Genomic DNA, 26,557 nt, shown 5'->3' with positions numbered 1-26,557 from the left:
CCGTAGCGATCGCCAGGAAGCTACGAACCGCACCAAAGGTGGACTGTGTCTCTCGCTGACTCCGTGACCCCGCACGACGCCCCGAGCGACCTCGACCGCGAGCAGAACCGGCTAACCGTGCTCTACGCACGGCTGGACACGCTGCGGGACACGACCCGGCAACGACTCGCCGAGGTCGCGGCCCGGCCCGGCGGCACCCCGCAGGCCCGCACGGAGCGGGACGCCGCGTTCACCGAGTACGCCACGCGGCTGTCCCGGCTGGAAGCGGCCGAGAACGGCCTCTGCTTCGGCCGGCTGGACCTGCGCAGCGGCGAGCGGCACTACATCGGCCGGATCGGGCTGCCCGCGGACGACCCGGACGCCGACCCGCTGCTGGTGGACTGGCGCGCCCCGGCCGCCCGCGCCTTCTACGTCGCCACCAGCGCCGCGCCGGAGGGCGTCCACCGCCGCAGGCACATCGTCACCAGGGGTCGGCGGGTCGTCTCGCTCGACGACGAGGTGCTCGATGGCGCACCGGACGCCGGCCGGGAGAACCTGGCGGGTGCCGCCGCCCTGCTGGCGGCGGTGAACACCGGCCGCACCGGCCGGATGCAGGACATCGTCGCCACGCTCCAGGCCGAGCAGGACGCGATCATCCGCAGCGACCAGAACGGCGTACTGGTCGTGCAGGGTGGTCCGGGCACCGGCAAGACCGCGGTGGCGCTGCACCGCGCGGCGTACCTGCTGTACCACTCGGCGCGGATCGCGAGCCGCGGCGTGCTGGTGGTCGGCCCGAACGCGACGTTCCTCCGCTACATCGGGCAGGTGCTGCCCGGCTTGGGTGAGACCAGCGTGCTGCTCTCGACGGTGGGTGAGCTGTTCCCGGGTGTGGTCGCCGACCGTCGGGAGGCGGCGGCCACCGTCGAGGTCAAGGGGCGGCCGGTGCTGGCCGACGTGCTGGCGGCGGCGGTCCGGGACCGGCAGGCTCCCCCGGGCCGGCCGCTGACCCTGCAGGTCGGCGACGATCCGGTGCGGCTGGAGCCGGAGTTCTGGGTGGCGGCCGCGGACCGGGCCCGCGCAACCCGGCGTCCGCACAACCAAGCGCGTCCGACGTTCGTGCGGCTGGTGGTGGACGAGGTCGCCCGGCAGCTGATCGCGCACGCCCGCGGGCTGGCCGACCGCCTCGTGGCCGACGCGGCCGAGATGCTCGGGGGCGCTGACCTGGACGCGGCGGTCCGCGGCGACCTGGCCCGGCTCGGCCTGGCCGACGCTCCCGGGGACGAGGACGCGTACGCCGAGACCGCGGTCGACTACCGCGCGGTCGCCGAGTCCGATCCGGCGGTCGCGGACGCCTGTGAGCTGCTCTGGCCCCGGCTGACCCCGCAGCGGCTGCTGGCGGAGCTGTTCGCCTCGCCGGATCGGCTGGCGTCGGCGGCCGGTGGGCTGCTCACGCCGGACGAGCAGGCGCTGCTGGTGCGGCCCGCGGTGAGCAGCGTCGCCGGAGGGTGGAGCACGGCCGACCTGCTGCTGCTCGACGAGGCACTCCAGGTGCTCGGCGTCGACGACCGGGCCGCGCGGTCCCGGGCCGCCCGGTCCCGGGACGAGGAGATCGCCTACGCGCAGGGCGTGCTCGACATCGCCGCGGGCTCCGCCTCCGAGGACGGCGAGGCGCTGTCGGTCACCGACATGCTCGACGCCCACCAGCTCGCCGACCAGTTCGGCGTCGCCGACCGCCGCACGATCGCCGAGCGCGCCGCCGCGGACCGGACGTGGACGTTCGGCCACGTGATCGTCGACGAGGCGCAGGAACTGTCGCCGATGGCGTGGCGGCTGCTGATGCGCCGCTGCCCCACCCGCTCGATGACGCTCGTCGGCGACATCGCGCAGACGTCGAGCCCGGGTGGCCTCCGCGCCTGGGACCAGGCGCTCGAGCCGTTCGTCGGCGACCGGTGGCGGCTGACCCGGCTGTCGGTGAACTACCGGACTCCCGCCGAGATCATGGCGCTCACCGCGCCGCTGCTCGCGACGCTCGACGCCGACGCGGAGCCGCCGTCGTCGGTGCGGGAGACCGGGGTGCCGCCGTGGCACGCGGAGGTTCCTCCGGAGCAGGTCGCCGAGCACGTCCGCGCCCAACTGGCCGAGCTCGGCCAGGGCCGGCTCGCGGTGATCACCCCCGACGCTCTCGCGTCGGAGGTCGCCGCGGTGCTGCCGGAGGCGTCCGCCGGGCCGGACCCGGACCTCACGGCGCCGGTGGTGGTGCTCGGCGTCGGCCAGGCCAAGGGTCTGGAGTTCGACGTCGTCCTGCTCGTCGACCCGGCCGGGATGATCGACGCCTCGCCGCGCGGCGGCAACGATCTCTACGTGGCGCTGACCCGGGCGACCCAGCGCCTCGGCGTGCTCCACCCGGGCCCGCTGCCCGGGGTGCTGCGCGAGGCGTTCACGGCGTGAGGACGATGCGTCCCTCGGCGGCGCCGGCGGCCTGCCGTTCCCAGGCGGCGGTGACCTCCTCCAGCGGAACGACCTCCCGGGCGACGACGAGCCGGCCGCCGTCGATGGCCTCGGCGATCGTGCGCACGGCCGCGGCGCGATCGGCGGGCGTCAGCGCGTTGTTCGTGTAGCCGAGCACCCGCAGGGACCGGCTCCGCAGCGTCGCGGAGTCGAACGGCGCGGTCTCCCCCGCCGAGCTACCGAGGTTCACCAGGCGGCCGCCCGGGCGCAGCGCGCGCAGCGCGGCCGCCGCCGGTGCCCCGAACAGGCCGTCGAGGACGAGGTCGGCGCCGTCCGGGCAGGCCGCGGCGAACCGGCGGGCCAGCTCGTCGACGTCGTCGCTGTCGAGCGGCACGACGACGTCCGCTCCGGCGGCCTCAGCCCGGCGCTGTGCCGCGGCCGACCGGGCGGCGGCCACGACGAGCTCCGCGCCCGCGGAACGGGCCAGCTGGATCGCGGCCTGCCCGACCACGCCGGCGCCGAGCACCACGACCCGCTCCCCGGCCGTGAGTGCACCGGTCCAGGTCAGCGCCGCGTACGCGGCGACCGCGGAGAGGCCCGCGGCCGCGACACCGACCGGATCCGCTCCGGACGGCAACTCCACCAGGTCCGACGCCAGGACCGCGACCCGCTGCGCCATGCTGCCGTCGCCCGGCGCCATCCCGGCCGACGTGGGGAACCAGACCGTCCGGCCGTCGTACCGACCGACGCCCTGGACGCCGGGGACGTAGGGGGTCGGCGGCACGCCGAAGTACGACGTTCCGGACGCGCACAGCAGGTCCAGCGGCGTGATCGGGGCCGCGAGGACCTCGACCAGCACGGATGTGGGGCTCGGCTCGGGTTCCGGCAGGTCGGCGGCGACCGGCGGCGTCCCGCAGCGGACGATCTGGGCGGCTCTCATTCCGTCCCCGCGAATCGGTCGGTGGCGGTGATCAGTGCGTCGAGGGTGCCGGGCTCGTCGAATGCGTGCCCGGCGTCGTCGACGAGGACGAACTCGGCCTCGGGTAACGCCCGGTGCAGCTCCCAGGCCGTGGTGGCCGGGGTGCACAGGTCGTACCGGCCCTGGACGATCACGGTCGGGATGTCAGCGAGCTTGCGTGCCTCGGCGATCAGCTGGCCCTCGGTGAGCCAGCCGCCGTGCCGGAAGTAGTGGTTCTCGATCCGGGCGAACGCGGTCGCGAACGGCGCCCGGCCGTAGGAGGCCAGCAACTCCGGCCGCGGTAACAGCGAGATGTTCCCCGCCTCCCACCGCGCCCACGCCAGCGCCGCCGGCTCGTGGACCGCCGGGTCGGGGTCGAACAGGCGCCGGGCGTAGGCCTCGACGTACTCGCCGGGCACCGCCTCCGGGGCCGCCGCGGTGAACTCCTCCCACCGCTCGGGCGCGAGCATGCCCGCCGGGCCCTCGTAGAACCAGTCGATCTCGGCCTTCCGCAGCGTGAAGATCCCGCGCAGCACCAGCTCGGTGACCCGCTCGGGGTGCGTCTGCGCGTACACCAGCGCCAGCGTCGACCCCCACGACCCGCCGAACACCTGCCAGCGGTCGATGCCCAGGTGCTCGCGGAGCGCCTCCAGGTCGGCGACGAGATGCCAGGTCGTGTTCGCGCTCAGGTCCGCCACCGGCAGGCCGGCGTGCGGGGTGCTCCGCCCGCAGCCCCGCTGGTCGAGCAGGACGATCCGGTACCGCGCCGGGTCGAACAGGCGCCGGTGCTCGGGTGAGCAGCCGCCGCCCGGCCCCCCGTGCAGGAACACCACGGGTTTGCCGTTGGGCGTTCCGCACTCCTCCCAGTAGACCGAGTGGCCGTCACCGACGTCGAGCATTCCGGTGCGGTACGGCTCGAGGGGCGGGTAGAGCGTGTGCATGGCGCTCAGGCTACGGGCCGCACACAGGTCGGCGAGGCGACCTCCACGGTCCGGCCGCCTGGCACCGGGACGCCGTCGGCGAGGTCGAGGAAGACCAGCGTGTGCGAGCGCTCGTTGGCGACGACGAGTCCGTCGCCGGTCAACGCCAGGTCCCGTGGCCACACCCCGCCGGACGGCACCTCGGACACCAGCGCCGGGATGCCCGCGTCGTCGAGGTGGAACGTCGCGACCGTGTCGGCGCCCCGGTTGGCCAGGTAGAGGTACCGGCCGTCCGGGGAGAGCACGATTCCGCTCGGCAGCGTGGGCTCGTCGGAGGTCGTCGCCGGGGTGGTCGCCACGACCACGTCGTTCTCCAGCGTGAGCACGGCCGCGGCGAGCTCGGCGGCGACGTACCAGCGCCTGGACGGGTGGACCACCGCGTGCCGCGGGCCGGAGCCGGGCGGCAGCACGGTCTCGCCGGTGCGGGTCAGCGCCCCGTCGTCCAGCCGGTAGTGGATCAGCCGGTCGAGGCCGAGGTCGACGACGGTGATCGTCCCGTCGGCGCCGACCAGGATCTGGTGCGGGTGCGGACCCTCCTGCCGATCCGGGTCCGGCCCGGCGCCGACGTGCTGCACCAGGTCGGTGCGCGGACCGATCCGGCCGAGGCTCACCGGATGGACCGAGACGCTGCCCGAGCTGTAGTTCGCGACGACGAGATGCCCACCGGGCACCGGAAGGCGGCCCTCGGGGTGCCGGCCGGCCGGCACGGTCGTGTGCGCGCCGACGCGCGCGAGATGGCACGGCGAGGCGCCGCCGGTGGGCTGGGTGGAGAGAGGCCGCAGCGCGCCGCCGTCGGCGAGGGTGTAGGACGCGACCGTGCCCTCCCCCTCGTGCACCGCGTACAGCGTCCCGGCGTCCGCGATGACGTACGAGGGCGAGGCCACCGCGAGGTGGCCGCCGGGCAGCACGGTCAGCCCGTCTCCGCTGCCGTTCATGTCCGAGGTGTACGAGCCGACGGCGAGCGTGTTCACGGGGTGTCACGGTAGCGGCGGGCCGCTGGGCAGGCGGTGGCGGGCACCCGATACAGTACGCATGTACTGTTCGGAGGCGCGTCTCGCGGGGCACTCCGGAGCTGCCCGCTTCGGGGCGCTTAGTCTGGCGTCCGAGGACGGTACTGATCGACTTGACCACAACGCGGTGCGGATCTGGAGCGGAGCCCTGGTGACGAACTCAACCATCATCTACACCCATACGGACGAGGCACCCGCGCTAGCGACCTACTCGTTCCTGCCGGTGATCCAGGCATACGCGTCGCAGGCCGGCGTCGGCGTCGAGACCCGCGACATCTCCCTGGCCGGGCGCATCCTCGCGGTCTTCCCCGAGTACCTCACCGAGGAGCAGCGCATCTCCGACGCGCTGAGCGAGCTCGGTGAGCTGGCCAAGACCCCCGAGGCCAACATCATCAAGCTGCCGAACGTCTCGGCGTCGATCCCCCAGCTCAAGGCCGCGGTCGCCGAGCTGCAGGGCAAGGGCTACGCGCTGCCGGACTACCCGGACGAGCCGAAGACCGACGAGGAGCGCGACGTCCGCGCCCGCTACGACAAGATCAAAGGCTCGGCCGTCAACCCGGTGCTGCGCGAGGGCAACTCCGACCGCCGCGCGCCGGCCTCGGTGAAGAACTACGCGAAGGCCCACCCGCACCGGATGGGCGCGTGGAGCAGCGACTCGAAGACGAACGTCGCGACGATGGGCCAGGACGACTTCCGGTCCACCGAGAAGTCCGTGGTCGTCCCGGCGGAGGACACGCTGCGGATCGAGCTGGTCGGTGACGACGGCACCACGACCGTGCTGCGCGAGTCGGTGCCGGTGCAGGCCGGAGAGGTCGTCGACGCTTCGGTGATGCGGGTCGCCGCCCTGCGCGAGTTCCTCACCGCCCAGGTGGCCCGGGCCAAGGCCGAGGGCGTCCTGTTCTCCGTGCACCTCAAGGCCACGATGATGAAGGTCTCCGACCCGATCGTCTTCGGCCACGTCGTCCGCGCGTTCTTCCCGCAGACGTTCGCCAAGTACGGCGCCGTCCTCGCGGCCGCCGGACTCACCCCGAACGACGGCCTCGGCGGCCTCTTCAAGGGGCTCGAGTCGCTGCCCGAGGGTGCGGAGATCAAGGCCTCGTTCGACGCCGAGCTGGCCGCCGGCCCGGCGCTGGCGATGGTCGACTCGGACAAGGGCATCACGAACCTGCACGTGCCGTCCGACGTCATCGTCGACGCCTCGATGCCGGCGATGATCCGCACGTCCGGCCACATGTGGGGCCCGGACGGCCAGGAGCACGACACGCTCGCCGTCCTGCCGGACTCCAGCTACGCCGGCATCTACCAGGTCGTGCTCGACGACTGCCGGGCCAACGGCGCGTTCGACCCGGCGACGATGGGCTCGGTGCCCAACGTCGGCCTGATGGCGCAGAAGGCCGAGGAGTACGGCAGCCACGACAAGACGTTCGAGATCCCGGTGACCGGCACGGTCCGGCTCGTCGACGCTTCCGGCACGGCCGTGCTCGAGCAGGCGGTGAGCGCAGGCGACATCTTCCGCGCCTGCCAGACCAAGGACGCGCCGATCCGCGACTGGGTCAAGCTCGCGGTCACCCGGGCCCGCGCCACCGGCGACCCGGCCGTCTTCTGGCTGGACGCCACCCGCGCCCACGACGCGAACCTGATCGCGAAGGTCGAGGAGTACCTGGCCGAGCACGACACCGAGGGACTGGACATCAAGATCCTGGCCCCGGTCGAGGCGATCAAGCTCTCGGTGGAACGGATCCGCCGGGGCGAGAACACGATCTCGGTCACCGGCAACGTGCTGCGCGACTACCTGACCGACCTGTTCCCGATCCTCGAGCTGGGCACCAGCGCGAAGATGCTCTCGGTCGTCCCGCTGATGGCAGGCGGCGGCCTGTTCGAGACCGGCGCCGGTGGCTCCGCACCCAAGCACGTGCAGCAGCTGGTCAAGGAGAACTACCTGCGCTGGGACAGCCTCGGTGAGTTCTTCGCGCTGGCGGCGAGCTTCGAGCACCTCGCGCAGACCACCGGCAACCAGCGCGCCCAGGTGCTCGCCGACACGCTCGACCGGGCCACCGCGACGTTCCTCGAGGAGGACAAGTCGCCGACCCGGCGCGTCGGGGGCATCGACAACCGCGGCAGCCACTTCTACCTGTCGCTCTACTGGGCGCAGGAGCTGGCCAAGCAGACCGAGGACGCCGAGCTCGCGAAGGCGTTCGGCCCGCTGGCCGAGACGCTGAGCACGAACGAGCAGACGATCGTCGACGAGCTGCTCGCCGTGCAGGGCTCGCCGGCCGAGATCGGCGGCTACTACCAGCCCGACCCGGGTAAGGCGGCGGCGATCATGCGTCCGTCGCAGACCTGGAACTCCGCGCTCGCGTCGCTGACCTGATCCCGGTCCCGCACGGGCACCCAATGGGAGCCCGCGCCGACGCTCGTTGACGCCATCTCCGCCTCCACGGCGCGCGTGGAGGCGGAGATGGCGTCATTCAGCGCGCGCGGCGCCGCCAGGCGGTGAGCACGTCGTCGAGGCGGCGGCGGATCCGGGCCCGGGCCTCGCGGCGGGGCACCCCCGCCATCAGCAGCGCGTCGTACTCGGTGTCGTCGTGCCGCACCGCCGCGACGACGGCGAGCGTCACCGCCTCCTCGTCGAGCACCTTCGCCGCCGCGGACCGTCCGACCCGGCCGCTGCGACGCTCCCCCGCGTGGCGGGCGATCGCCTGCGCCCGCGCGGGCGGGCACCCCGGGAACAGCTCGGCGATCCGCGTCGCCAGCGCCGCCTGGTACTCCACGTCCGCGGCGGCGCGCCGCACCTCGTCCCGTTGCCGCCGGCGCTCCCGCGCGTCCTCGTCGTCCAGGCAGGATCGTTCGGCGCGCGCGAGCGCGTCCTCCTCCACCAAGACGCCCTGCCGCTCGTAGCGCTTCCGCCGCCGGTTGAAGAGCACGACGACCGCGGACAGGCCGCTCTCGGCCTTCGCGCGCCGGGAGAGCGCGGCGTGGCCGGCCGGCAGGAACACCAGATGGTCCAGGTCGGCGCAGCCCGGGCAGAGCCGCTCGTCGCCGTCGGGCACCTGGAACGGCGCGGTGCCGTCGCAGCCGTCGCACGCCCAGACTCCGGCTGCGGCGTGCACGACCAGGTCGGGGACGGCCTGCTGCCGCTCGGCGAGCCGCTTCCGCCGCGCCGGGCTGAGATCCGCGGCGCTCCACTCGGTCCGGAACGCCGCCTCCACCGCGTCGTCGCCGGCCCGGGTGAACCGGAGCGGGCGCCGGTCCCGGCTGGCCGCGACGTAGACGGCGTCCCCCGGCACCAGACCCTTCCGCTGCGCCCACTCGCGCAGGATGCTCACCGCGTCGAGCAGCTTCGCGGCGTCGACCGCGGTGGCCGCCTCCAGCGCGTCCACCCGGCCGTGGCGCCACGAGTCGACCTGCGCCGTACGCACCCACCGCAAACCGGTCAGGACGTCGACCGCGGACACCACCTTCCGGGTAGCCAGCGCGCTCTCCGCGACCTCGACGACCCGCCGCTCCAGTTTCGACACCAGCCCATTCTGCCGAGCGCCCCTCCCGGCACCGCGGGGTGACGCCGTTCACACGTCCGGCGGGCACCGCGGCCGGTGTGCGACTGTCGCTGGATGCACAGCACAACCCCGGTGACACCGCTCAGCCTGGCCGACGTGGTGGACCTGAAGGAGACCGGCGACGGGCGGTACCTCGCCACCGCGGTGGACCGGTCGTCCGGGCCTCGGGTCTTCGGCGGGCAACTGGTCGCCCAGGCGTTGGCCGCCGCCGGACGGACCGTTCCGGACGGGCGGGTGCCGCACTCCCTGCACGGGCACTTCCTCGACGCGGCCGACCCGGAGGAGCCGACCGAGTACACCGTCGACGTGGTGCGCGACGGCCGCGCGCAGGCCGTCCGGTACGTCCGCGGCCGGCAGGGCTCGTCTGAGGTGTTCGCGCTGACCGCGTCGTTCGCCGCCGCGGCACCGTCCGGTCCGGTGCTGGAGCACCAGGTGCCGACGTCCCCGGTGCCCGACTTCGACGCGGTCGAATCGGTGGCCGAGACGCTGGCCCGCGCCGACGCGCGCCTCGGCGAGTGGTTCTCGACCCGGATCACGCCCAAGCCGGTCGAGGTCCGCTTCGTCGACCGGCCGGCCCGCGACTACGTACTCCAGGGCGACGAGGCGCCGCGCCGGCAACAGGTGCTGATCCGGATCCGGGACCGGCTCGGCGACGACCCGATCCAGCAGGCGTGCGGCCTCGCCTACTTCTCCGACATGTTCCTGCTCTCGACCGCCGTCTACCCGCACCGCGCCATCATCGGCGACCGCAGCCTGCTGGTCGCCAGCCTCGACCACGCCGTCTGGTTCCACGGCCCGGTCCAGGCGGACGAGTGGCTGCTCTACGTGATGGAGTCGGACTGGGCGGGCGCCGGCCGCGGGCTCTGCCGCGGGCGGCTGTTCGACGCCGCCGGTCGGCTGGTCGCCACGGTCGCGCAGGAAGGGCTGGTCAAACCGGTCTCCCGGTAGGGACGGAACCGCCTGCGGGCCCGCCCCTCGCGGGACGCGCGGTACGCCACGGCCCGCAGCGTCGCCAGGGGTTCCGGCAGCTCGAGCTCGGCGACCGGCCGCAACACCGGGTCGAACCGCAGGTCCGCGTCGCCGGACCCGGTACCGGCCAGCTCCAGCCGGCCGAACCGCCGCCACGGCCCGGCGGGAGACGCGACCGCCAGGTGGAACGCCGGCCGGCCGTGGTGCGCGGGTGCCGGCAGCGCACCCAGCACCACCGCCCCGGCCGGAGCCCGGAACGGCGTGAGGCTGGTGTAGACCGCGCGCCGCGGATCGCGTCGAGGGCGCAGCACGTGCCGGGCGACCGGCGCCCGCCCCGCGGTGGAGAACAGCAGGTCGGCCGGTTCCCCGTCCGGGTCGACCCGGAGCGCCAGGCCGAGGACGTCCGGCAGCGGCGCGGGGAGACCGGCGGCCCGGGACAGCCGGACCAGCGCGTCGTCCCGGCCCGGCTCGTCGATCCATGGCACCCCGATCGGCTCCGGCAATCCGTCGCGCCGGATGACGGCGGCGACCACCGAGCCGCGCGGATGCAGGGCGGGCGCGTTGCGGAGCCGCGCCACGAGCCCGAACGCGGCTCCCAGACCGGCCGCGAGGACGTCGGTGACGGCCGAGGGACGATCCCGTGCACCGGCCGGCCGCGAAGCGAGACGGGTACGAATCGGGGCGGTGAGGAACCACATACCGGGCGGGTACCCAGCCGCGGCACCGGATCCACGTGCTCTCCGAGGGTGTTCTTCGTCGCCCGCGCGGAAGGGGTGATCCGTGCACGGACGGGGCATACGTAGCGTCATGGAATCCGCAGACCTGGCCTACGCCATCGTTGGTGTCGGCGCGCTACTCGCTGGTGTACTGCCTCGTCTGCTGGAAGGACGCCCGCTCTCGCTGCCGATCGCGTTCCTCGGGCTGGGCATGCTCGTGTTCGCCCTGCCGCTCGACCTGGGCTCCCCGCTGCCGACCGAGCATCCCGAGGTCACCACCCGGCTCACCGAGGTGGGCGTGATCGTCGCCCTGATCGGCGCCGGGCTCAAGCTCGACCGGCCGGTCGGCTGGCGACGCTGGTCGGTCACGTGGCGGCTACTGCTGATCGCGATGCCACTGACGATCGCGCTCAGCGCGCTGCTGGGCTGGTGGTGGGCGGGCCTGGTGCCCGCGTCGGCGTTGCTGCTCGGAGCGGCGCTGGCCCCCACCGACCCCGTGCTCGCCGCCGACGTGCAGGTCGGCGAGCCCACCGACGAGGAGGATTCCGAGGACGAGGTCCGGTTCGGCCTGACGTCGGAGGCGGGGCTCAACGACGGGCTGGCGTTCCCGTTCGTCTACGGGGCGATCGCGCTGGCCGGCGCCGGCGTCGCCGCGGACGCGCCCTCGGGCTGGGCGGCGCTCGCCGACTGGCTCTGGCGCTGGGTCGCGCTGGACGTGCTGTGGCGCGTGGTGATCGGCGTGGCGGTCGGGCTCGCGGTCGGATGGCTGCTCGGCAAGCTGTTCTTCTACCGTTCGCGCTCGGACACGCTGCGCCTGGCCGACCACGCGGAGGGCTTCCTGGCGCTGGCGATCACGTTCCTCGCGTACGGCGCGGCCGAACTGGTGCAGGGTTACGGGTTCCTCGCGGTGTTCGTCTGCGCGGTCTCGATCCGGGCGTCGGAGCGGTCGCACGGCAGCCACCAGGTGCTGCACGACTTCGCCGAGCAGATCGAGCGGCTGCTCACCGTGATGCTGCTGCTGCTCTTCGGCGGCGCCGTGATCGACGGCCTGCTCGCGCCGCTGACCTGGCAGGCCGCGCTGGTCGGCGTCGTGCTGGTGTTCGTGCTGCGGCCGCTGGCCGCGTGGGCGTCGCTGCGGGGGTCGACCGCGAAACCGCGGGAGCGGTGGGTCATCGCGTTCTTCGGCATCCGCGGAATCGGTTCGCTCTACTACGTGGCGTACGCGGTCACCCACGCGGAATTCCCCGGCACCGACCTGCTCTGGGCCACCGTCGGCTTCGTCGTCCTGCTCTCGGTGGTCGTGCACGGCGTCGCCGCGACGCCGGTGATGCAGTGGCTCGACCGGACCCGCGAAGGCAACCCGGCGGTCGCCGCCGGCAAATCGGCCTGACCGCGTCCAGAACTAAGACCTTCTAAAGGACCTCCACGAACGCCGTGACCATGGGTAGATGAACCCGTCACAGCGTCGCGACACATCGGAGGTTCAGCATGTGGGGCATCGGGGGGACACGCCGGCTTCGGGCCGTCCTCGCAGTCGCCGCTTCGGCCGCGCTCGCCGGCGGGCTCGCGCCCGCCGCAGCGCAGGCGATGCAGCACGGCCAGGCCGCGCAAGGGACGCCGGCCATGCAGCACGGCCGAGCCGGGCAGCAAAACCCTGCGATGCAGCACGGCAAACGCGGCTACACGCTGCCGCCCGGCACGCCGAGGCCGAGCGGGAACTACCGCGTTCTCTCGGTGTACCGGGTCGTCCACGGCGTCCAGACCTACACCTGCGGCACGGCCGGCACCTGGAACGCGGGGTCCACCCCGGAGGCACGCCTGGTCCGGTACGGACGTCCCGGCCGGATCCACCACTACGCCGGGCCGAGCTGGACCTCCAAGCGCGACGGGTCGACGCTGGTCGGCGCCTTGGTGCAGCCGACGGTGCCGCAGCCCGGCACGATCCCGTGGCTGCTGCTGCGGGTGGAGGCGTATGAGAACGCGCCGGCCGGAACCGAGCTGGCGGCGGTGACCCACATCAGCCGCGTCAACACCCGCGGTGGCCTCTCGCCGACCGGCCCGTGTACGCCGGACGAGCGGCGCTCGGTCCGCTACGGCGCCGACTACGTGTTCTGGGTTCCCGGGTCGTAGGCGGTGAAACACCGCCTAGCGCTCACCCCGCGCGGCCGCGCCAGTGCAGGACCTCCAGCGCGGCCGCGACGGCGATCGTGTTCTGCGCCAGCGGCCTCGGCAGCAGATCGTCGGCCCGGGCCAGCCGCCGCAGCACGGTGTTGCGGTGGGTGAACAGCCGCTCGGCCGTGCGGGAGCTGTTGCACTGTTCGCGCAGGTAGGTCACGAGCGTGTCGCGCAGCTCCGGCTCGGCCGCGGCCAACTCGCCGAGCGTCTCCGCGACGAACTCGTCGGCCTGGGTCGGGTCCGCGGTCAGGGCCGCGACCAGCTGGACGTCCTCGAACCGGGCGATCCGCCGGGGCGAGGTCAGCCGGGCCAGCATGCGCTGGGTGGTCAGCGCGTCGAGGTGGCTGCGCCGGAAGCCCTCGAGGTCACGTCCCGGACGTCCGACGGCGACCCGGACGTCCGCGCTCCCCGGCAGGTGCGCCTGGAGCGCTTCGGTGGGCGGTGCGTCCGCGGTGGGCAGCCAGATCCACACCGTGCCCGCGCCGGCCAGCACGGTGAGCCGGCGGGACGCCCCGCCGGCTTTCCGGACCGCCTCTGCGGTGTCCTCCAGCTCGCTCATCGGCGTGCCGGTGCTGCTCCAGACGATCGCGGCGACGTGCGGGCCGCCGAGCCGGTAACCGAGCTGGTCCTCGGCCCGGCTGCGGCTGATCGGTGCGCCCTCCAGCAGCAGCGTCACCGCCGCCCGGCGCTCGGCGTGGGTGCCGCGGGTCAGTTCCTCCCGCTCGGCCTGCATGCGGACGGTGAGCGCGGTGACCGTGTCGTCGAGGAACGTCCCGATCGACCGGGACGAGACGTCGAGCAGCTCCCGCAGCTCGGCCGGGTCGTCGGTCAGCTCGAAGCAGATCTCCATCCAGTGCCGCCACGCGACGTTCTGCGCGGTGCGGTACGAGTCCAGCGCCCGCTCGTCGAGGCCACGGCGAACCAGGTCCCTGGCGATCTCCAGGACCTCGGCGCTGACGTTCGCCGGAACCCGCTCCCCCGGCCGCTGCAGGTTCGCGGCGGCCCAGTGCAGCACGTTCGCGACGTTCGTCCGCCGGGCTCCCTCGCTGAGCACCGGGTCCTCCGCGATCGCCCGCATGCGCTCCCCGCCGAGCGCCGCGGCGTACAGCTCCTCGATCCACGCGCCCGGCGGGTGCAGTGCGATCTCGGCACCACGCCGGATCAGCTCTCGCACCCGCGTCGAGGGCACCGGCCAATTCCCGCCCACCGGCCCAGTCTGTACTGGCCCCACCGGACCGGTCCCGCCGGGCCGAGGCTCGATCCCCGGGCCCCGGGTCACTGCTCCGGAAACAGCCGCTTGCCCCACCAGTTCACCAGCCGCGGGTAGTTCCGCGGCACCAGCCGGACCAGCACGTCCACCGCCTTGGCGTCGTTGCCCACCAGGATCCGCGGCCGGTCGGCGCGGACACCGTCGAGGATGATCGTCGCCGCCCGCTGCGGGTCCATCCGCAGCAGCTTCTCGCTGTAGGTCCGGGTGCGGCTCTCCTGCTCCGCGGTGACGGTCTCGCCGCGCTCCCGCGCCGCGGTCAGCGCGGCCACCGCGATGTTCGTCGCGACGCCGCCGGGGTGGACGACCGTGACGCGCACCGGGTGGCCGTCGCGCAGCATCTCCGACCGCAGCGTCTCGGTGAAGCCCCGCACCGCGAACTTCGACGTGCAGTACGGGCCGAGCCCGGCCTGCGCCAGGAACCCGTTCAGGCTGGAGATGTTGACGACGTGCCCGTCGCCGGACGCCACCAGGTGCGGCAGGAACTCCTTCGTGCCCTGGATGACGCCCCACAGGTTGACGCGCAGCACCCGCTCGAACGCGTCGTAATTCGACTCCAGGATCGACGGCGCCGAGTCGGCGATCCCCGCGTTGTTGTAGAGCTGGTGGACGACGCCGTAGTGGCCGGCCACCGCGGCGGCGTACGCCCCGAACGCGTCCCGGTCGCCGACGTCGAGCCGCTCGGCGTGCACCGGCGCACCGAGCGCGGACACCTCGTCGGCGGTTCCGGCGAGCCCGGCGCCGTCGACGTCGCTGAGCGCCAGGCGTGCGCCGCGGCGGGCCAGCCCGAGTGCCAGGGCCCGGCCGATACCGGAGCCCGCGCCGGTGACGACGGCGACCTTTCCGGCGAAGTCGCTCATCGGGCCATCTCCGCCGCGGTGGCCGCCCGGTCGACGGACGTGAACCGCAGTGCCGGGTCGGTGACCGGGCCGTTGCGCAGCAGCTTGACGTCGTCCTGGTAGCTCATCGACATCAGCCACGGAGCCGCCGCGCCCTGCCGGGGCAGCTGGTCGAGCGACCGCTTGACGTACCCGGCGTCGAAGTCCAGGAACGGACGCGTGGGCATGTCCGGATCCGGCACCACCGGTACGCAGGAGTCGTAGCGGTGCGCGTCCATGTGGTTGAGCAGACGGCAGAAGTACTCGCAGAGCAGCCCGACCTTGAGCGTCCAGGAGGAGTTCGTGTATCCGATCGCGAACGCGAGGTTCGGAACGCCGGAAAGCATCATGCCCCGGAACGCGACGGTCTCCGGCAGGTTCACCGGGACGCCGTCGACGGTGACGTCGGTGCCGCCGAACGGCAGCAGGTTGAGGCCGGTGGCGGTGACGATGATGTCGGCTTCCAGCTCCCGGCCGGAGACCAGCCGGACGCCGTTCTCGGTGAACGTCTCGATCCGGTCGGTCACCACCGAGGCCGTGCCCTTGCGCAGCACCCGGAACAGGTCACCGTCGGGCACCGCGCAGAGCCGCTGGTCCCACGGGCCGTACGGCGGGTTGAAGTGTTCGTCGACCGGATAGCCGGCGGGCAGCTGCTTGGCGTTGACCGACCGGATGATCTTCCGCGCGGCGTTCGGGAACCGTTGGGCGAACTTCCAGATCGCCGCCTGCTGCGCGATGTTCTTGCGGCGGGTGAGCGCGTACGCGCGATCGGGCGGGAGGATCTTCCGCAGCCGGTTGGCGATCGGGTCCTTCGACGGCACCGGCATGATGTACGTCGGCGTGCGTTGGAGCATCGTCACGTGCGCCGCGGTCTTGGCCAGCGCCGGCACCAGCGTCACCGCGGTGGCTCCGCTGCCGATCACCACGACCCGCTTGCCCGCGTAGTCGAGGTCCTCCGGCCAGTGCTGCGGGTGGACGATCGGGCCGCCGAACCGGTCGCGGCCCTCGAAGTGCGGGGTGAAGCCCTCGTCGTAGCGGTAGTAGCCGGTCGCGGTGAAGATCCAGCTCGCGGAGAGCTGCGTCCGCTCACCGGTGTCGGTGCGCTCGACGTCGACGACCCACCGGGCGTCCGCGCTCGACCAGGCGGCGCCGACCACCCGGTGGTGGAACCGGACGTGGCGGTCGATGTCGTTCTCCGCGGCGGTCTCCCGCAGGTACGCGAGGATCTTGTCGGCGCCGGCGATCGACTCCTCGTCCCGCCACGGCTTGAACTCGTACCCGAACGTGTGCAGGTCGGAGTCCGACCGGATCCCCGGGTAGCGGAACAGGTCCCACGTTCCGCCGGTCGCGCCACGCGCCTCGAGGATCGTGTAGGTCTTTCCCGGTGCGCGGTTCTGCAGGTAGTACGCCGCGCCGATTCCGGAGATGCCGGCGCCGACGATCACGACGTCGACGTGTTCGAGGCCGGTCGGAGGCTCCTCCGGAGAGATGGACGCAGCGGGCATGACGAGACTCCCTCGGTCGCCAGGACGGTGCTACGCCATCATCGAGCGTGGAACCGTCCGGTACCAAGAGCAGGACGCCTCGAATCGCCGCCTCAACGGTGCGATCTGCACCACGTACTAGCCTGCGGATCGTGACCCGTCTGCCGCGCTTCTCGCCCTCCGAGTTGGACGACGACCAGCAGCGGGTCTACCGGGCCGTCACCGGCGGCCGGCGCGCGTCCGGGCCCCAGGCGTTCCCGCTGACCGAGGACGACGGAACGCTGCGCGGCCCGTTCAACGCGATGCTGCTCAGCCCGCCGGTCGGGGGTGCGCTGCAAGCGATCGGCGAGGCGGTGCGGTACTCCTCGGTGCTCTCCGATCGCGCACGTGAGCTGGCGATCCTCGCGGTCGCGGCGTACGAGGACAGCGCGTTCGAGCGGCTCGCCCACGAGGCCGTCGGGCGGCTGGCCGGGCTCACCGACGACGAACTCGCCGCGGTGCGGGACGGGTCGGACCCCGCGTCGCTGACGGGGGTGGAGCGGGTCGTGCTGCGGACCGCCCGCGCGCTGCTCCGGGATCGCACGCTCGACGACGCCGGGTACGAGGCGGCGGTGCAGGAGCTCGGCGCGCGGGGCCTGTTCGAGCTGACCACGCTCGTCGGGTACTACGCGATGCTCGCGCTCCAGCTCCGCATCTTCGCCGCCGAGGAGTAGCGCCGGGCCCCGCCCGCCGTCAGCTCGCGCGGGGCACGACGCGGAGCGTGACGCCGGCAGCCTGCGGGCCGACGACCGTGCCGACGATCGCCGGCCCGTACTGGTCGTACTTCGCGTGGTATGCCTCGTCGATCGCGGGGTGCACGTCGGCGTCGGCCTCGGCGAACGTGACGTTCTGCTCCACCCCACCGGCGCGGATACGGCCGGTTCCGCTGGCCTTCGCACGCCGGTACCAGCCGTTGTTCGCGCCGTAGGCGGACCGCACGTAGAGGTCCACACCCACCTGGACCGCCCAGATCGTCACGTAGGGCCGCAGGGTGCCGTCCGGCCGGGCCGAGGTGATCTGCAGTTCGATGGCGCGGCCGACACGGTGCAGATCGTCCGGGTTCCATGCGGTCATCGCGGCGTCTCCTTCGATGCGGTGTCGCGGTCGATCCGCGCTCTCGTCGGCGAACCACCGAGGTAACGCGGCGGCGCCCCGCGGTGATTCCGTCTGCTGCCGGACGAGTACCCCGGACGCGCCGCTCAGGAATCACTCCGTGCCCCGCGTCGCCGGTTGCCGCTGGCGGGGCGAGGGCGCACCCGAAATGCACCCGGCGCGCAGTCGACCCGCCCCCGCCGCGCCCGATGGTGGATGACGTACCCCCGCGTTCCGTCCAGGAGTCCCCCCATGCGCCGCCTCGCCCTCGCCGTCCTGCCGCTCGTCGCCGGTGCCGTCGTCGCCGGGGGGCTCGCCGCTCCCGCGGTGGCCGGTACGACGGCCGCCGCGAAGAAGCCCGTCGCCGCCCCCGCGGCCAAGAAGCCCGCCCCCGTGGCGAAGAAGCCGGCGCCGGTCGCCAAGAAGCCGACCCCCGCGCCGGTGGCGAAGAAGCCGATCGCGAAGCCGGTTCCGTTCTCCTTCACCGGTACGGTCACCGCCGTCGACGCCACCGCGCGCACCCTCACGCTCACGGTCAAGGGCGGGAAGACCGGTCGCGGCACATCGGTCACGGTCGGCGTCGCGGCCACCGCGAAGATCACGGTGAACGACGCGCGGGCCACGCTGGCCGCGGTTCCCACCGGTGCCCACGTCGCGCTGAGCGGAACGCAAACCGGGACCACCCGCTCCGCGGTCCGGATCAACGCCAGCGGCCGCACCGCGCCGACTCCGGCCCCGACCGACACGCCCACCGACGCGCCCACCGACGAAGCCGCCCCTACCGCGAGCCCCACCGCCTGATCCGTCCCCGCAGCGCACCGTACGGTCGACGCCGTCCGATACGGTGCGGCTGTGCAGAGCCGCCCCACCCCCCGATCCGTTCTGGTGAGCCGACACGGTGCGGCTGAGCAAAGCCGCCCCACCCCCCGATCCGTTCTGGTGAGCCGACACGGTGCGGCTGAGCAAAGCCGCCCCACCCCCCGATCCGTTCTGGTGAGCCGACACGGTGCGGCTGAGCAAAGCCGCCCCACCCCCCGATCCGTTCTGGTGAGCCGACACGGTGCGGCTGAGCAAAGCCGCCTCACCCGCCGATCCGTTCTGGTGGGTGGGGCGGCTCTTTCGTTGCTCGCGGCCTGCCAATCGACGTCGGCCGACCCGGAGGTGTCCCCGACGCCGACCGCGAGCCCGACACCGACGGCGGGCGGAAGTCCAACCGCGACCCCGGCCCCGGCCGCCGTGCCCGAACTGCAGGCGCTGGAGACGTCGACCGGCACCCGGATCGGCGCGTGGGCCCTGGACACCGGCACCGGCACCGCCGTCGCCCACCGCCCCGACGAACGCTTCCCGCTCGCCTCCACGTTCAAGGTGCTCGCCGCGGCGGCGGTCGCTCAGCGCGGCGGGCTCGACCGGGTCGTCCGCTGGAGCCGCGACGACGTGCTGCCCCACTCGCCCGTCACCGACCAATACCTGGACGACGGCATGCCGCTGGCGGAACTCTGCGTGGCCACCGTCACCCAGAGCGACAACACTGCGGGCAACCTGCTGCTGGCCGAGCTCGGCGGGCCGCCGGGGCTGACCCGGTTCCTCCGAACGCTCGGCGACGACGTCACCCGGCTCGACCGGTGGGAGCCCGAACTCAACGAGGCCACGCCGGGCGACCCCCGTGACACGACGTCACCGGCGGCGGTCGGCCGGACGCTCCACCGGATGGTGCTCGGCGACGCGCTGAACGCCTCGGCCCGCACGCTGGTGACCGAGTGGCTGCGCGCGAGCTTGACCGGCGCCCGGCGGATCCGGGCCGGTTTGCCGTCGAACTGGACGGTGGGCGACAAGACCGGAACCGCGGGGCGCTACGGAGCGGTCAACGACATCGCGGTGGCCTGGCCACCGAGCGGCGCCCCGGTCGTGTACGCGGTCTACACGCGCAAGCCGGCGCTCGACGCGGCGGACGACGAAACGGTGCTGGCCCGAGCGGCGACGATCCTGACCCGCGCACTGAACCGGCTCTGAGTCAAAGCGCCAGGTACTCCTCCACCCGCGGACGGTCGACGTCGAACGCCGCGTCCTCCGCGTCCACCGGAACACGGTCGGACCACGATCCGTACAGCCGATGATCGGCGAGGTCCTCCGGGTCGATGAAACGGACGTCGTCGTCCGCGGTGTCCTCCGGGTCGGCTTTCCACCCGGGAGGCAGATCCCAGTGACCGCGTGCCGTGGCCATCCTGCTCCCTCCGTCGGTCGAAACGCGAGCCTTCTACCCCCAACCACACGGAATCACACCTGAGCAACCGAGGAGTGAGCAAGACGAAATCAGGTCGCGACGCTGACGCACACGCACAGTGGCGCCAAGCGGGTTCTGTTGCCCTTCCCCGTACTCTGCGTTAGATCGATGTCCGGTCAGCCGATCGCGAGGAGTGAGGACGCAGTGGTCGACCCGGGGCCAGGTTCTCCGCACACCTCCGGAGTGGTCCGCGTCGACGTCCTCGGCGGCGTCCGCGCGTACCGCGACGACGTGCCGCTGCGACTCGGCGGCGCGCAGGTGCGGGCGCTGGTCGCCGCGCTCGTCCTCGCGGGTGGACAGGCGGTCACCTACGACCAGCTGGTCGAGGCCATCTGGGACGGCGCTCCGCCGCGCGCCGCCCGCCAGGCACTGCACTCCTACATCGCCAAACTCCGCACGGAGCTCGAGCCGGACCGCGCCGCCCGGGCCGCCGCGACCGTGCTGATCAGCTCGCCCACCGGGTACTCGCTGGCGCTGCCCGACGACGCCGTGGACGCCCGGCGGTTCACCGCCTCAGCGCGCGCCGGCACCCGCGCGCTGCGGGACCGCCGTCCGGCCGAGGCGCTGGCCGCACTCGACGCCGCGCTGGCCGAGTGGAGCGAACCGCCCTACGGGGACCTGGCCGAACGCGGCTTCCTCGCCGCCGACGTGGCGCGGTTGCGGGAGCTGTGGATCACCGCGCGGGAGGAGCGCGCCGAGGCGTCGCTGGGGCTCGGCGTCGACGCGTCGCTCCACGCCGACCTCGACCAGCTGACCCGGGAGTATCCGCTGCGCGAGCGGACTTGGGAGCTGCGGGCCCGCGCGCTCGCCCGCGACGGCCGCCAGGCCGACGCGCTCGCGGTGATGCGCACCGCGCGGTCGGTGCTGCGGGAGGAGCTCGGTATCGATCCGGGGCCGGGCCTCCAGCGGCTCGAACGCGACGTGCTCGACGGCCGCCTCGACGGTGCTCCGGACGCGACGCCGCGCGCCACTCCCCGCGCTCCCGAGGCACCGTCGGGCGGCACCGACCCGCACCGAGGTCCGGAGCCGGCCGAGCCCAACGGGTTCGCCGAGCCCAACGGATTCGCCGGGCCGGGCGTGCCGGACGGGTCGGGCGGGCCGCTCCGGCCGCGGCCGCTCCTGCCGGCACCGCTCACGCCCTTGCTCGGCCGGGACGCCGACCTCGCCGACCTCCGTGCGGCGCTGGCCGGGAACCGGCTCGTCACGCTCGTCGGCCCCGGCGGCGTCGGGAAGACGCGCCTGGCTCTGGCCGCCGCCCGCGAGGAGGCCGACGAGGACCCGCCCGCCGGGCCCTGGTTCGTCGAACTGGCCGACCTGCCGTCCCCGTCGCTGCTCGCGGTGACCGTCGCCGCGACCGTCGGCGCCGCCGGGGCGCAGCGCACGGCCGACCTCGCCGCCTTCCTCCGCGACACCACCGCGCTACTGGTCCTGGACAACTGCGAGCACCTGCTCGACGCGGTGGCGGCGTTCGTCGCGGAGATGCTTCCGCTCTGCCCCGGGGTCACCGTGCTCGCGACCAGCCGGGAGCCGCTCGGCGTCCCCGGGGAGCGCCTCGCCGAGTTGGGCCCGCTCGCCGGGACCTCCCCGGCGGTGGAGCTGTTCGTGACCCGCGCGCAGGCCCTCGTCCCACGTTGGCGACCCACGCCGGACGAGGAGCGGTTGATCGCCACGATCTGCGCCGAACTCGACGGCCTGCCGCTCGCGATCGAGCTGGCCGCCGCGCGGTCCCGGACGCTGTCGGTGGAGGAGATCGCCGCCTCCCTGCACGACCGGTTCGCGCTGCTGGTCGGCGGCGCCCGCACCGGACCGGAGCGGCTGCGCAGCCTGGAGGCGTCGGTCTCGCTGTCCGTCGACGACCTCACCGACGCCCACCGCAGGCTGTTCGCGACGCTCGGCGTCTTCTCCGGCGGGTTCGACCTGGCGGCGGTCCGCGCGGTGACGGACGGCTCGCGAGCCGCCACCGCGGACGACGTCGAGACGTTGCTCGCCAAGTCGCTGCTCACCTCCGACCCGGCCGCGCGTCCGCGGCGGTTCGGCATGCTGGAGAGCCTGCGGGAGTACGGAAACCGCCTGCTGCCGGACGCCGAGCGAGCAGCCGTCCGGGCGCGGCACCGGACCTGGGTCGTGGAGACCGTCGAGGAGGCCGACCGCCACTGGCTCGGCCGGGACGCCGCGATCTGGTTCGCCCGGGTGCGGCAGGAGCAGCCGAACGTCCGGTCGGCGTTCGAATCCGCGCTGTCGGACGGGGACGTCACGACGGCGCTTCGGCTCTGCGGCGCGCTGGGCTGGTACTGGTACCGCTTCGGACTCATCACCGAGGGCACGGCGTGGGCGACCGCGGCGCTCCAGGCACTCGGCGAGCACGCGCATCCCCAGCGGGCCGCTGCGTACTTCGCGCTCGCACCGCTCCAGTACCTCGCCGGGGCACACGCGGCCGCTGCCGAGTCGATCCGCACGGTCTTGGCCGAGGGCAATCCCGCGGCGATGACGACGAAGTACGTCCGGGCCCGGGCGTTCCAGGCCTACCTCTCCGCCGCCGACCCGGCGGCCGCCTCCGCGATCGCGCAGCAGGCGCTGGACGAAGCCCGGCTGTGGAACGACGGGCCGGGCGAGGCGGAGGCGCTCGCCGCACTGGGGCAGATCGCCCGCCTCTCCGGCGATCCGGACCGCGCGGCCACGCTATTCGAGCAGTCGGTCGCGGTGGCGCGGAAGGCCGAGCACAACTTCGCGGTCGGCTCCGCCGGCTGGATGCTGGCCAAGGTGCGGCTCGACCGGGGCGAGGCCGACCAGGCGGTCCGCAGCGCCGCCGCGCTCGCCCGGTTCCTGGAGAGCGAGCCGGACGTCACGTCGTGGCTGGCGACGCTGCACGTGCTCGCCGGGGCGCTCGGTTTGGCCGGGGACGCCGCCGCCGGCGCCCGGCTGCTCGGCGCGGTGAGCGCGCTCGGCAGCGACATCGGGTACCAGCCGCAGCAGATGGATCCGGCGGATTCCGAGCGCAACGTGCGGCTGGTGCGCGCGAGCCTGTCGTCGCAGGCGTTCGCCGAGGAGTTCCGGATCGGCATGCTCGGTCGCCGGGACGTCGTCGAGGCGGTGCTGGAGAAGGCCACGGCGGTCCCCGACCCGATGTTCGACCGCGCCGCGGTGTGGACGGCCTGATGCGCCGGTCGATTGCCCGGCTCTCCCGCGCAATGGATCGCTGGCGCCGTCCAATGACCGTGCTCGGGATCGCCGCGGCGATCCTTCCGGGTGTCGCGGCTGTTCGCCGGCCGGACCAGCAGTCTGCGATCTACCCGCCGACTGTGGGCGTGATCGTGCTGCTGTTCGTGGTCGCGCTGGTCATTCTGAACGTGCTCAACCGCCGCATGCCCCGCACGCTGGAGGCCCATCCCGGCGCGTTCGCGACGCCGCGGCACGGGGCCGCGGTGCTGATGGGGGTTTCCTGCTGGGGGTTCATCGCGGTCTGCGTCAGCGTGACGTGGATCGACATCGCCGCCGGGGGCGACCGGTGGTGGCTACTGGCGACGCTGGTCGCGGTGCCGGTGGCCGGCGCCGTCACCCGGCTGATGTGGGTGGGGGCCGGCGTGCGGCTCACGCCCGATGGCCTCAGCGCCGACCGAGGGCTGAGCTCCCTGTGGGTGCCGTGGGACGGGCTCGACCCAGAACAGCCGGCCCGGCCCGACGCCGACTTCACGCTCCGTCTCCGGCTGGCCCGTCCGGAGCTGGCGCAGCGTCGTGGCTGGGCGGTGGAGGACGACGTGGTGCCCGTCGAGGGGGCCGATCCGCATTTCGTCGCCCAAGCGATCAGCCACTACGTCGCGCATCCCGAGCACCGGGCCGCTCTCGGGAAGGCCGCCGAACTCGAACGGCTCGGAGCGGCGTTGCCGACGTCGGGCTCCGCGGCCGTGGCGCAGCCGGACGACACGCCTGAACCGGAGATCACCCGGATCGGGCTCGCCGTCCGTGTGCTGTTGGTCGCCGGGGCGTTCGGAGTGAAGCACGAGGAGCCGGTGCCCGATTGGCTGGACGCGATCGCCACTGGCGCCGTGATTTTCGGCTCGATGAACCTGTTCGGGCACCTCGCCACCCGGGCCCGGAACCGGCGTCGGCGGCGTCGGCAGAGGGCAACGAGGTCGTTAGCTGCCGGAAGGGTTGACTACAGCACGTAGACGAGTGCACCGTGGACACATGAGCGTGTTCACCGACAGCCGCCAGGAGACCGCATTCCAGGCCGCGTACGACGCGGTGCTGGCCCAGTGGCCCGCGGCCACCGAAGCCCTCGACGTCCCGACGCCCTACGGGTCGACCCGGGTGCACCGGTGCGGCCCGCCCGACGGCAAGCCACTTGTCCTGCTGCACGGCGGCGGAGCGACGTCGACCGCATGGTTCGCGGTCGCGTCCGCCCTGGCGGACCGGTACCGGGTCCACGCGCCCGACCTGGTCGGCGACGCGGGACGCAGCCTGCCCAGCGGCCGTGGCGTCCGCCGCCCCGACGATCTGCTGACCTGGCTGGACGCCGTCCTCGACGAGCTCGGCCTGGACCGCACCGCGCTCGGCGGCCACTCCTACGGCGGGTGGATCGCGCTTACCTACGCGCTCGCCCGCCCGGACCGCGTCGAGCGGCTGGCTTTACTCGAACCGTCGTCGTGCTTCGCGCCGATGGCACCGGCCTACCTGCTGCGCGGTCTGCCGGTACTGCTGCGGAACACCCCGGGCCGGCTGCGGGCGCTCTACGACTGGGAGACCGGCGGCCGCGCACTCGATCCGGCGTGGCTGCGGCTCCAGCTGGCGAGCACCGGTGGCCGCTGGAAGAACCCGGTGCTCCCCCGTCGTCCGAAGGCCTCGCGGCTGGCCACGCTCGGCGTCCCGACGCTGGTCGTGGCCGGCGGGCGGAGCCGGTCGCAGGACCCCGACCGGGTCCGGCGCGTTGCGCAGGAGACCCTGCCGGACGTCACGACGGTCACGGCCCCGGAAGCCTCCCACCACACGGTGCCCACCGAGGACGCCGATCGGCTCGCCGCCGCTATCCGCGCCCACCTGGGCTGACCAGCCGCGCCGGGTCCAGCGTCACCTCGACCGGCAGGTGGTCGGAGACCTCGCGCAGCGGCAGGAATCCCGGCGCGAACCGGCCGTCCAGCACGCGGAAGCCGGTCACCGCCTCCGGGGGCAGATGCCAGCTGCCGTACCAGCGGTCGATCCGGCGCGGCGGGTGCGGATCGGTGGGCCAGTGCCCGACGGTGGCGGTCCAGGGTGCCCCGGCGAGCCGGGCGCAGTCCTGCAGCCGGCCGGAGTGCTCCAGCAGAGCCGCCGCCCGCCGGTCGACGGCGCCGTCGGGCCCGCACGCGTGCGCGTAGACCGGGTGCCAGGGCGCGACGCCGTCGGCGTCCCGGCCGGGGGCCGTGAGGCCGAGGCGGTACGGATCGGGGTCGTACGCCGGGTCGGCGCCGACGCCGTTGAAGTCGCCACCGACCAGGCCCGGTGTCGGGCCGAAGTTGACCGCGCGCAGCACCTGGGCGGCGTCCAGCTCGCGCCAGGTCGCGGAGTACGGCGAGAGGTGCACCGAGGCGATCCGTACGGTCGGGCCGCCGAGGTCGAAGACCGCCGCGACCAGCGAGTGCCACATCCCGGCCTCGGCCCGCCCCAGCCGGGTGACCGTGCCGGGAACGACCTCGATGCCGTCCCGCCAGAGCAGCGCGGTGTGGTGGACCCCGCCCCCGACGCCGCAGGCGGGAACCCCGTCGACCGTGCAGCGGCGTCCGGTCGCCTCGGCCAGCTGCTGCACGTGCCGCTCGGCGAGTTCGGCCTTCTCCTGCCAGTCGCGCTCCGGCGCGATGATCTCCTGCACTGCGACGACGTCGGCGTCCACCACCCGCAGGAAAGCCTCGACCGCGCGGAAGCGCTCCTGCGCGGACGGCTCCTCGGAACCGTAGAGGTCGAGCGTGTTGAGCGAGACGGCCTTCATCCGACGACTCCCGCCGCACGGTCGGGGCGGATCAGGACCTCGCTGCCCACCGGAACGAACTCCGCCGCGAGGAACGCGCGCAGCGAGCGGGCGTTGCCCGGCGAGACCGCCGCGAAGACCGGTTCGCCGCGAGGAACCAACGTCCGCGCCGCGCGGATCAGCGACCGGCCGCTGCCGCGCCCGTGCGTGGTCCGGGGGTGCAGCTCGATCGAGAGCTCGGGACGCCCGGCGACGCCCTCGGCGAGCGTCACCAGGCCCCGTTCGTCCCCGTAGACGCGGACGTTCGCCCGGCGGGCCCGCGCGTAGGCGACCCGCGGGTGGTCGTCGGCGCCGGTCAGCGCGGCGAGCGCGACCGCTCCCCCGGTTCCCCGGCCGACCAGCGTGACGTCCAGGACGCCGATGTCGCCACCGGGCCCGGCCAGCGCGCGCAGGAAGTCCGGCGCCATCGCGCCGCCGTAACCGTCCGGCTTCTCCGCCGCCACCTGCGCGGCGCTCAGCGCGGTGGCGACGACCGCGTGGCCGGTGAATGCGACCACGCACTCCAGGCCGTCCGCCAGGGCCAGCACGGTGGTGACCGCGCCGTCCGCTGCGGGAAACCGACCCTCGGCCGCGTCCAGGAAGTACCGGAGCAGGGGATGGCGAGCGTTCATGCGCAGAGCATGCGGCATCCGGTCCGCACGCGGGCACCGGCGGGGCAGGTCCGCACCGCTATCCGGGTAGGCGTATTTTGTCAATTGTTCTGTTTGCGAGGTCTATACCGTGGGC

At 73.8% G+C, this 26,557-nt stretch carries 22 protein-coding genes; 11 read left to right on the top strand and 11 right to left on the bottom strand.

Going from position 1 to position 26,557, the window contains the following annotated elements; translation table 11 throughout:
- Positions 1–45 precede the first annotated feature (45 nt).
- On the top strand, positions 46–2,427 hold the full coding sequence (locus ABEB28_RS28235; RefSeq protein ID WP_345731266.1) for a HelD family protein: 2,382 nt from the start codon (positions 46–48) through the stop codon (positions 2,425–2,427).
- On the opposite strand, the gene ABEB28_RS28230 is transcribed toward ABEB28_RS28235, so the two are convergent.
- Genes ABEB28_RS28230 through ABEB28_RS28220 form a run of 3 tightly spaced genes read right to left on the bottom strand, consistent with a single transcriptional unit; the run spans position 2,417 to position 5,336 of the window.
- Complete coding sequence (locus ABEB28_RS28230) at positions 2,417–3,367, bottom strand: zinc-binding dehydrogenase (RefSeq protein WP_345731265.1); 951 nt, start codon at positions 3,365–3,367, stop codon at positions 2,417–2,419. The two genes, ABEB28_RS28235 and ABEB28_RS28230, sit on opposite strands and share 11 nt — an antisense overlap.
- On the bottom strand, positions 3,364–4,326 hold the full coding sequence (gene pip, locus ABEB28_RS28225) for a prolyl aminopeptidase (protein ID WP_345731264.1): 963 nt from the start codon (positions 4,324–4,326) through the stop codon (positions 3,364–3,366). The genes ABEB28_RS28230 and pip overlap by 4 nt, the downstream gene beginning before the upstream one ends.
- A 5-nt stretch (positions 4,327–4,331) precedes the next feature.
- Complete coding sequence (locus ABEB28_RS28220) at positions 4,332–5,336, bottom strand: lactonase family protein (RefSeq protein WP_345731263.1); 1,005 nt, start codon at positions 5,334–5,336, stop codon at positions 4,332–4,334.
- 190 nt (positions 5,337–5,526) lie between these two features.
- On the opposite strand from ABEB28_RS28220, the gene ABEB28_RS28215 reads away from it, so the two are divergent.
- Positions 5,527–7,746, top strand: coding sequence for an NADP-dependent isocitrate dehydrogenase (locus ABEB28_RS28215; RefSeq protein ID WP_345731262.1), 2,220 nt, complete (start codon positions 5,527–5,529; stop codon positions 7,744–7,746).
- Positions 7,747–7,843: 97 nt separating this feature from the next.
- Here ABEB28_RS28215 and ABEB28_RS28210 read toward each other — a convergent pair whose 3' ends face one another.
- Entirely contained in the window at positions 7,844–8,896 is a 1,053-nt protein-coding gene (locus ABEB28_RS28210) for a DUF2293 domain-containing protein (protein ID WP_345731353.1), read from the bottom strand.
- Positions 8,897–8,986: 90 nt separating this feature from the next.
- Here ABEB28_RS28210 and ABEB28_RS28205 point away from each other — a divergent pair, with 90 nt between their 5' ends.
- From ABEB28_RS28205 to ABEB28_RS28195, 3 genes are all read left to right on the top strand, one after another.
- Positions 8,987–9,880 carry an acyl-CoA thioesterase gene (locus ABEB28_RS28205; protein WP_345731261.1) on the top strand — a complete coding sequence of 298 codons (894 nt, stop codon included), beginning with the start codon at positions 8,987–8,989 and terminating at the stop codon, positions 9,878–9,880.
- Between the two features lie 828 nt (positions 9,881–10,708).
- On the top strand, positions 10,709–12,007 hold the full coding sequence (locus tag ABEB28_RS28200; RefSeq protein ID WP_345731260.1) for a cation:proton antiporter: 1,299 nt from the start codon (positions 10,709–10,711) through the stop codon (positions 12,005–12,007).
- A 98-nt stretch (positions 12,008–12,105) separates the two neighbouring features.
- A complete protein-coding gene (locus tag ABEB28_RS28195; protein ID WP_345731259.1) occupies positions 12,106–12,747 on the top strand; it encodes a DUF3455 domain-containing protein in 642 nt (213 codons plus the stop codon).
- Between the two features lie 22 nt (positions 12,748–12,769).
- Here the strand turns inward: ABEB28_RS28195 and ABEB28_RS28190 are convergent, their stop codons facing one another.
- The 3 genes from ABEB28_RS28190 to ABEB28_RS28180 form a co-directional block, all read right to left on the bottom strand.
- Positions 12,770–13,999, bottom strand: a complete 1,230-nt coding sequence (locus ABEB28_RS28190) for a PucR family transcriptional regulator (RefSeq protein WP_345731258.1) — start codon at positions 13,997–13,999, stop codon at positions 12,770–12,772.
- 68 nt (positions 14,000–14,067) lie between these two features.
- Positions 14,068–14,919, bottom strand: a complete 852-nt coding sequence (locus ABEB28_RS28185; RefSeq protein ID WP_345731257.1) for an SDR family NAD(P)-dependent oxidoreductase — start codon at positions 14,917–14,919, stop codon at positions 14,068–14,070.
- Positions 14,916–16,442, bottom strand: coding sequence for a flavin-containing monooxygenase (locus ABEB28_RS28180; protein ID WP_345731256.1), 1,527 nt, complete (start codon positions 16,440–16,442; stop codon positions 14,916–14,918). The genes ABEB28_RS28185 and ABEB28_RS28180 overlap by 4 nt, the downstream gene beginning before the upstream one ends.
- Positions 16,443–16,570: 128 nt before the next feature.
- Here ABEB28_RS28180 and ABEB28_RS28175 point away from each other — a divergent pair, with 128 nt between their 5' ends.
- Positions 16,571–17,134, top strand: coding sequence for a carboxymuconolactone decarboxylase family protein (locus tag ABEB28_RS28175; protein ID WP_345731352.1), 564 nt, complete (start codon positions 16,571–16,573; stop codon positions 17,132–17,134).
- A 19-nt stretch (positions 17,135–17,153) separates the two neighbouring features.
- On the opposite strand, the gene ABEB28_RS28170 is transcribed toward ABEB28_RS28175, so the two are convergent.
- A complete protein-coding gene (locus ABEB28_RS28170; RefSeq protein WP_345731255.1) occupies positions 17,154–17,534 on the bottom strand; it encodes a DUF2255 family protein in 381 nt (126 codons plus the stop codon).
- Between the two features lie 270 nt (positions 17,535–17,804).
- Here ABEB28_RS28170 and ABEB28_RS28165 point away from each other — a divergent pair, with 270 nt between their 5' ends.
- Entirely contained in the window at positions 17,805–18,353 is a 549-nt protein-coding gene (locus ABEB28_RS28165; RefSeq protein ID WP_345731254.1) for a hypothetical protein, read from the top strand.
- Between the two features lie 360 nt (positions 18,354–18,713).
- The gene (gene bla / locus ABEB28_RS28160; RefSeq protein ID WP_376981730.1) at positions 18,714–19,562 is read left to right on the top strand and encodes a class A beta-lactamase; all 849 of its coding nucleotides are present in this window, start codon (positions 18,714–18,716) and stop codon (positions 19,560–19,562) included.
- Position 19,563: 1 nt separating this feature from the next.
- Here the strand turns inward: bla and ABEB28_RS28155 are convergent, their stop codons facing one another.
- The gene (locus tag ABEB28_RS28155; protein ID WP_345731252.1) at positions 19,564–19,773 is read right to left on the bottom strand and encodes a hypothetical protein; all 210 of its coding nucleotides are present in this window, start codon (positions 19,771–19,773) and stop codon (positions 19,564–19,566) included.
- A gap of 168 nt (positions 19,774–19,941) precedes the next feature.
- On the opposite strand from ABEB28_RS28155, the gene ABEB28_RS28150 reads away from it, so the two are divergent.
- Genes ABEB28_RS28150 through ABEB28_RS28140 form a run of 3 tightly spaced genes read left to right on the top strand, consistent with a single transcriptional unit; the run spans position 19,942 to position 24,876 of the window.
- Complete coding sequence (locus ABEB28_RS28150) at positions 19,942–22,989, top strand: AfsR/SARP family transcriptional regulator (protein ID WP_345731251.1); 3,048 nt, start codon at positions 19,942–19,944, stop codon at positions 22,987–22,989.
- A 53-nt stretch (positions 22,990–23,042) separates the two neighbouring features.
- Positions 23,043–23,999, top strand: coding sequence for a hypothetical protein (locus ABEB28_RS28145; protein ID WP_345731250.1), 957 nt, complete (start codon positions 23,043–23,045; stop codon positions 23,997–23,999).
- 19 nt (positions 24,000–24,018) lie between these two features.
- On the top strand, positions 24,019–24,876 hold the full coding sequence (locus ABEB28_RS28140) for an alpha/beta fold hydrolase (RefSeq protein WP_345731249.1): 858 nt from the start codon (positions 24,019–24,021) through the stop codon (positions 24,874–24,876).
- Here ABEB28_RS28140 and ABEB28_RS28135 read toward each other — a convergent pair.
- Positions 24,854–25,792, bottom strand: coding sequence for an endonuclease/exonuclease/phosphatase family protein (locus ABEB28_RS28135; protein WP_345731248.1), 939 nt, complete (start codon positions 25,790–25,792; stop codon positions 24,854–24,856). The genes ABEB28_RS28140 and ABEB28_RS28135 overlap by 23 nt on opposite strands.
- The gene (locus ABEB28_RS28130) at positions 25,789–26,442 is read right to left on the bottom strand and encodes a hypothetical protein (protein ID WP_345731247.1); all 654 of its coding nucleotides are present in this window, start codon (positions 26,440–26,442) and stop codon (positions 25,789–25,791) included. The genes ABEB28_RS28135 and ABEB28_RS28130 overlap by 4 nt, the downstream gene beginning before the upstream one ends.
- Between the last annotated feature and the right edge of the window lie 115 nt (positions 26,443–26,557).

Source organism: Cryptosporangium minutisporangium, assembly GCF_039536245.1.
Classification (GTDB): domain Bacteria; phylum Actinomycetota; class Actinomycetes; order Mycobacteriales; family Cryptosporangiaceae; genus Cryptosporangium; species Cryptosporangium minutisporangium.
The sequence above is the reverse complement of the archived record's forward strand: the minus strand, read 5'-3'. Positions and strand labels throughout refer to the sequence as shown.

Excerpts from the sequence above, each read along its gene's own strand:
- ABEB28_RS28230 (WP_345731265.1), bottom strand. The coding sequence starts at position 3,367 with ATGAGAGCCGCCCAGATCGTCCGCTGCGGGACGCCGCCGGTCGCCGCC.
- pip (WP_345731264.1), bottom strand. The coding sequence starts at position 4,326 with ATGCACACGCTCTACCCGCCCCTCGAGCCGTACCGCACCGGAATGCTC.
- ABEB28_RS28205 (WP_345731261.1), top strand. The coding sequence starts at position 8,987 with ATGCACAGCACAACCCCGGTGACACCGCTCAGCCTGGCCGACGTGGTG.
- ABEB28_RS28200 (WP_345731260.1), top strand. The coding sequence starts at position 10,709 with ATGGAATCCGCAGACCTGGCCTACGCCATCGTTGGTGTCGGCGCGCTA.
- ABEB28_RS28195 (WP_345731259.1), top strand. The coding sequence starts at position 12,106 with ATGTGGGGCATCGGGGGGACACGCCGGCTTCGGGCCGTCCTCGCAGTC.
- ABEB28_RS28185 (WP_345731257.1), bottom strand. The coding sequence starts at position 14,919 with ATGAGCGACTTCGCCGGAAAGGTCGCCGTCGTCACCGGCGCGGGCTCC.
- ABEB28_RS28180 (WP_345731256.1), bottom strand. The coding sequence starts at position 16,442 with ATGCCCGCTGCGTCCATCTCTCCGGAGGAGCCTCCGACCGGCCTCGAA.
- ABEB28_RS28170 (WP_345731255.1), bottom strand. The coding sequence starts at position 17,534 with ATGACCGCATGGAACCCGGACGATCTGCACCGTGTCGGCCGCGCCATC.
- ABEB28_RS28165 (WP_345731254.1), top strand. The coding sequence starts at position 17,805 with ATGCGCCGCCTCGCCCTCGCCGTCCTGCCGCTCGTCGCCGGTGCCGTC.
- ABEB28_RS28155 (WP_345731252.1), bottom strand. The coding sequence starts at position 19,773 with ATGGCCACGGCACGCGGTCACTGGGATCTGCCTCCCGGGTGGAAAGCC.
- ABEB28_RS28150 (WP_345731251.1), top strand. The coding sequence starts at position 19,942 with ATGTCCGGTCAGCCGATCGCGAGGAGTGAGGACGCAGTGGTCGACCCG.
- ABEB28_RS28145 (WP_345731250.1), top strand. The coding sequence starts at position 23,043 with ATGACCGTGCTCGGGATCGCCGCGGCGATCCTTCCGGGTGTCGCGGCT.
- ABEB28_RS28140 (WP_345731249.1), top strand. The coding sequence starts at position 24,019 with ATGAGCGTGTTCACCGACAGCCGCCAGGAGACCGCATTCCAGGCCGCG.
- ABEB28_RS28135 (WP_345731248.1), bottom strand. The coding sequence starts at position 25,792 with ATGAAGGCCGTCTCGCTCAACACGCTCGACCTCTACGGTTCCGAGGAG.
- ABEB28_RS28130 (WP_345731247.1), bottom strand. The coding sequence starts at position 26,442 with ATGAACGCTCGCCATCCCCTGCTCCGGTACTTCCTGGACGCGGCCGAG.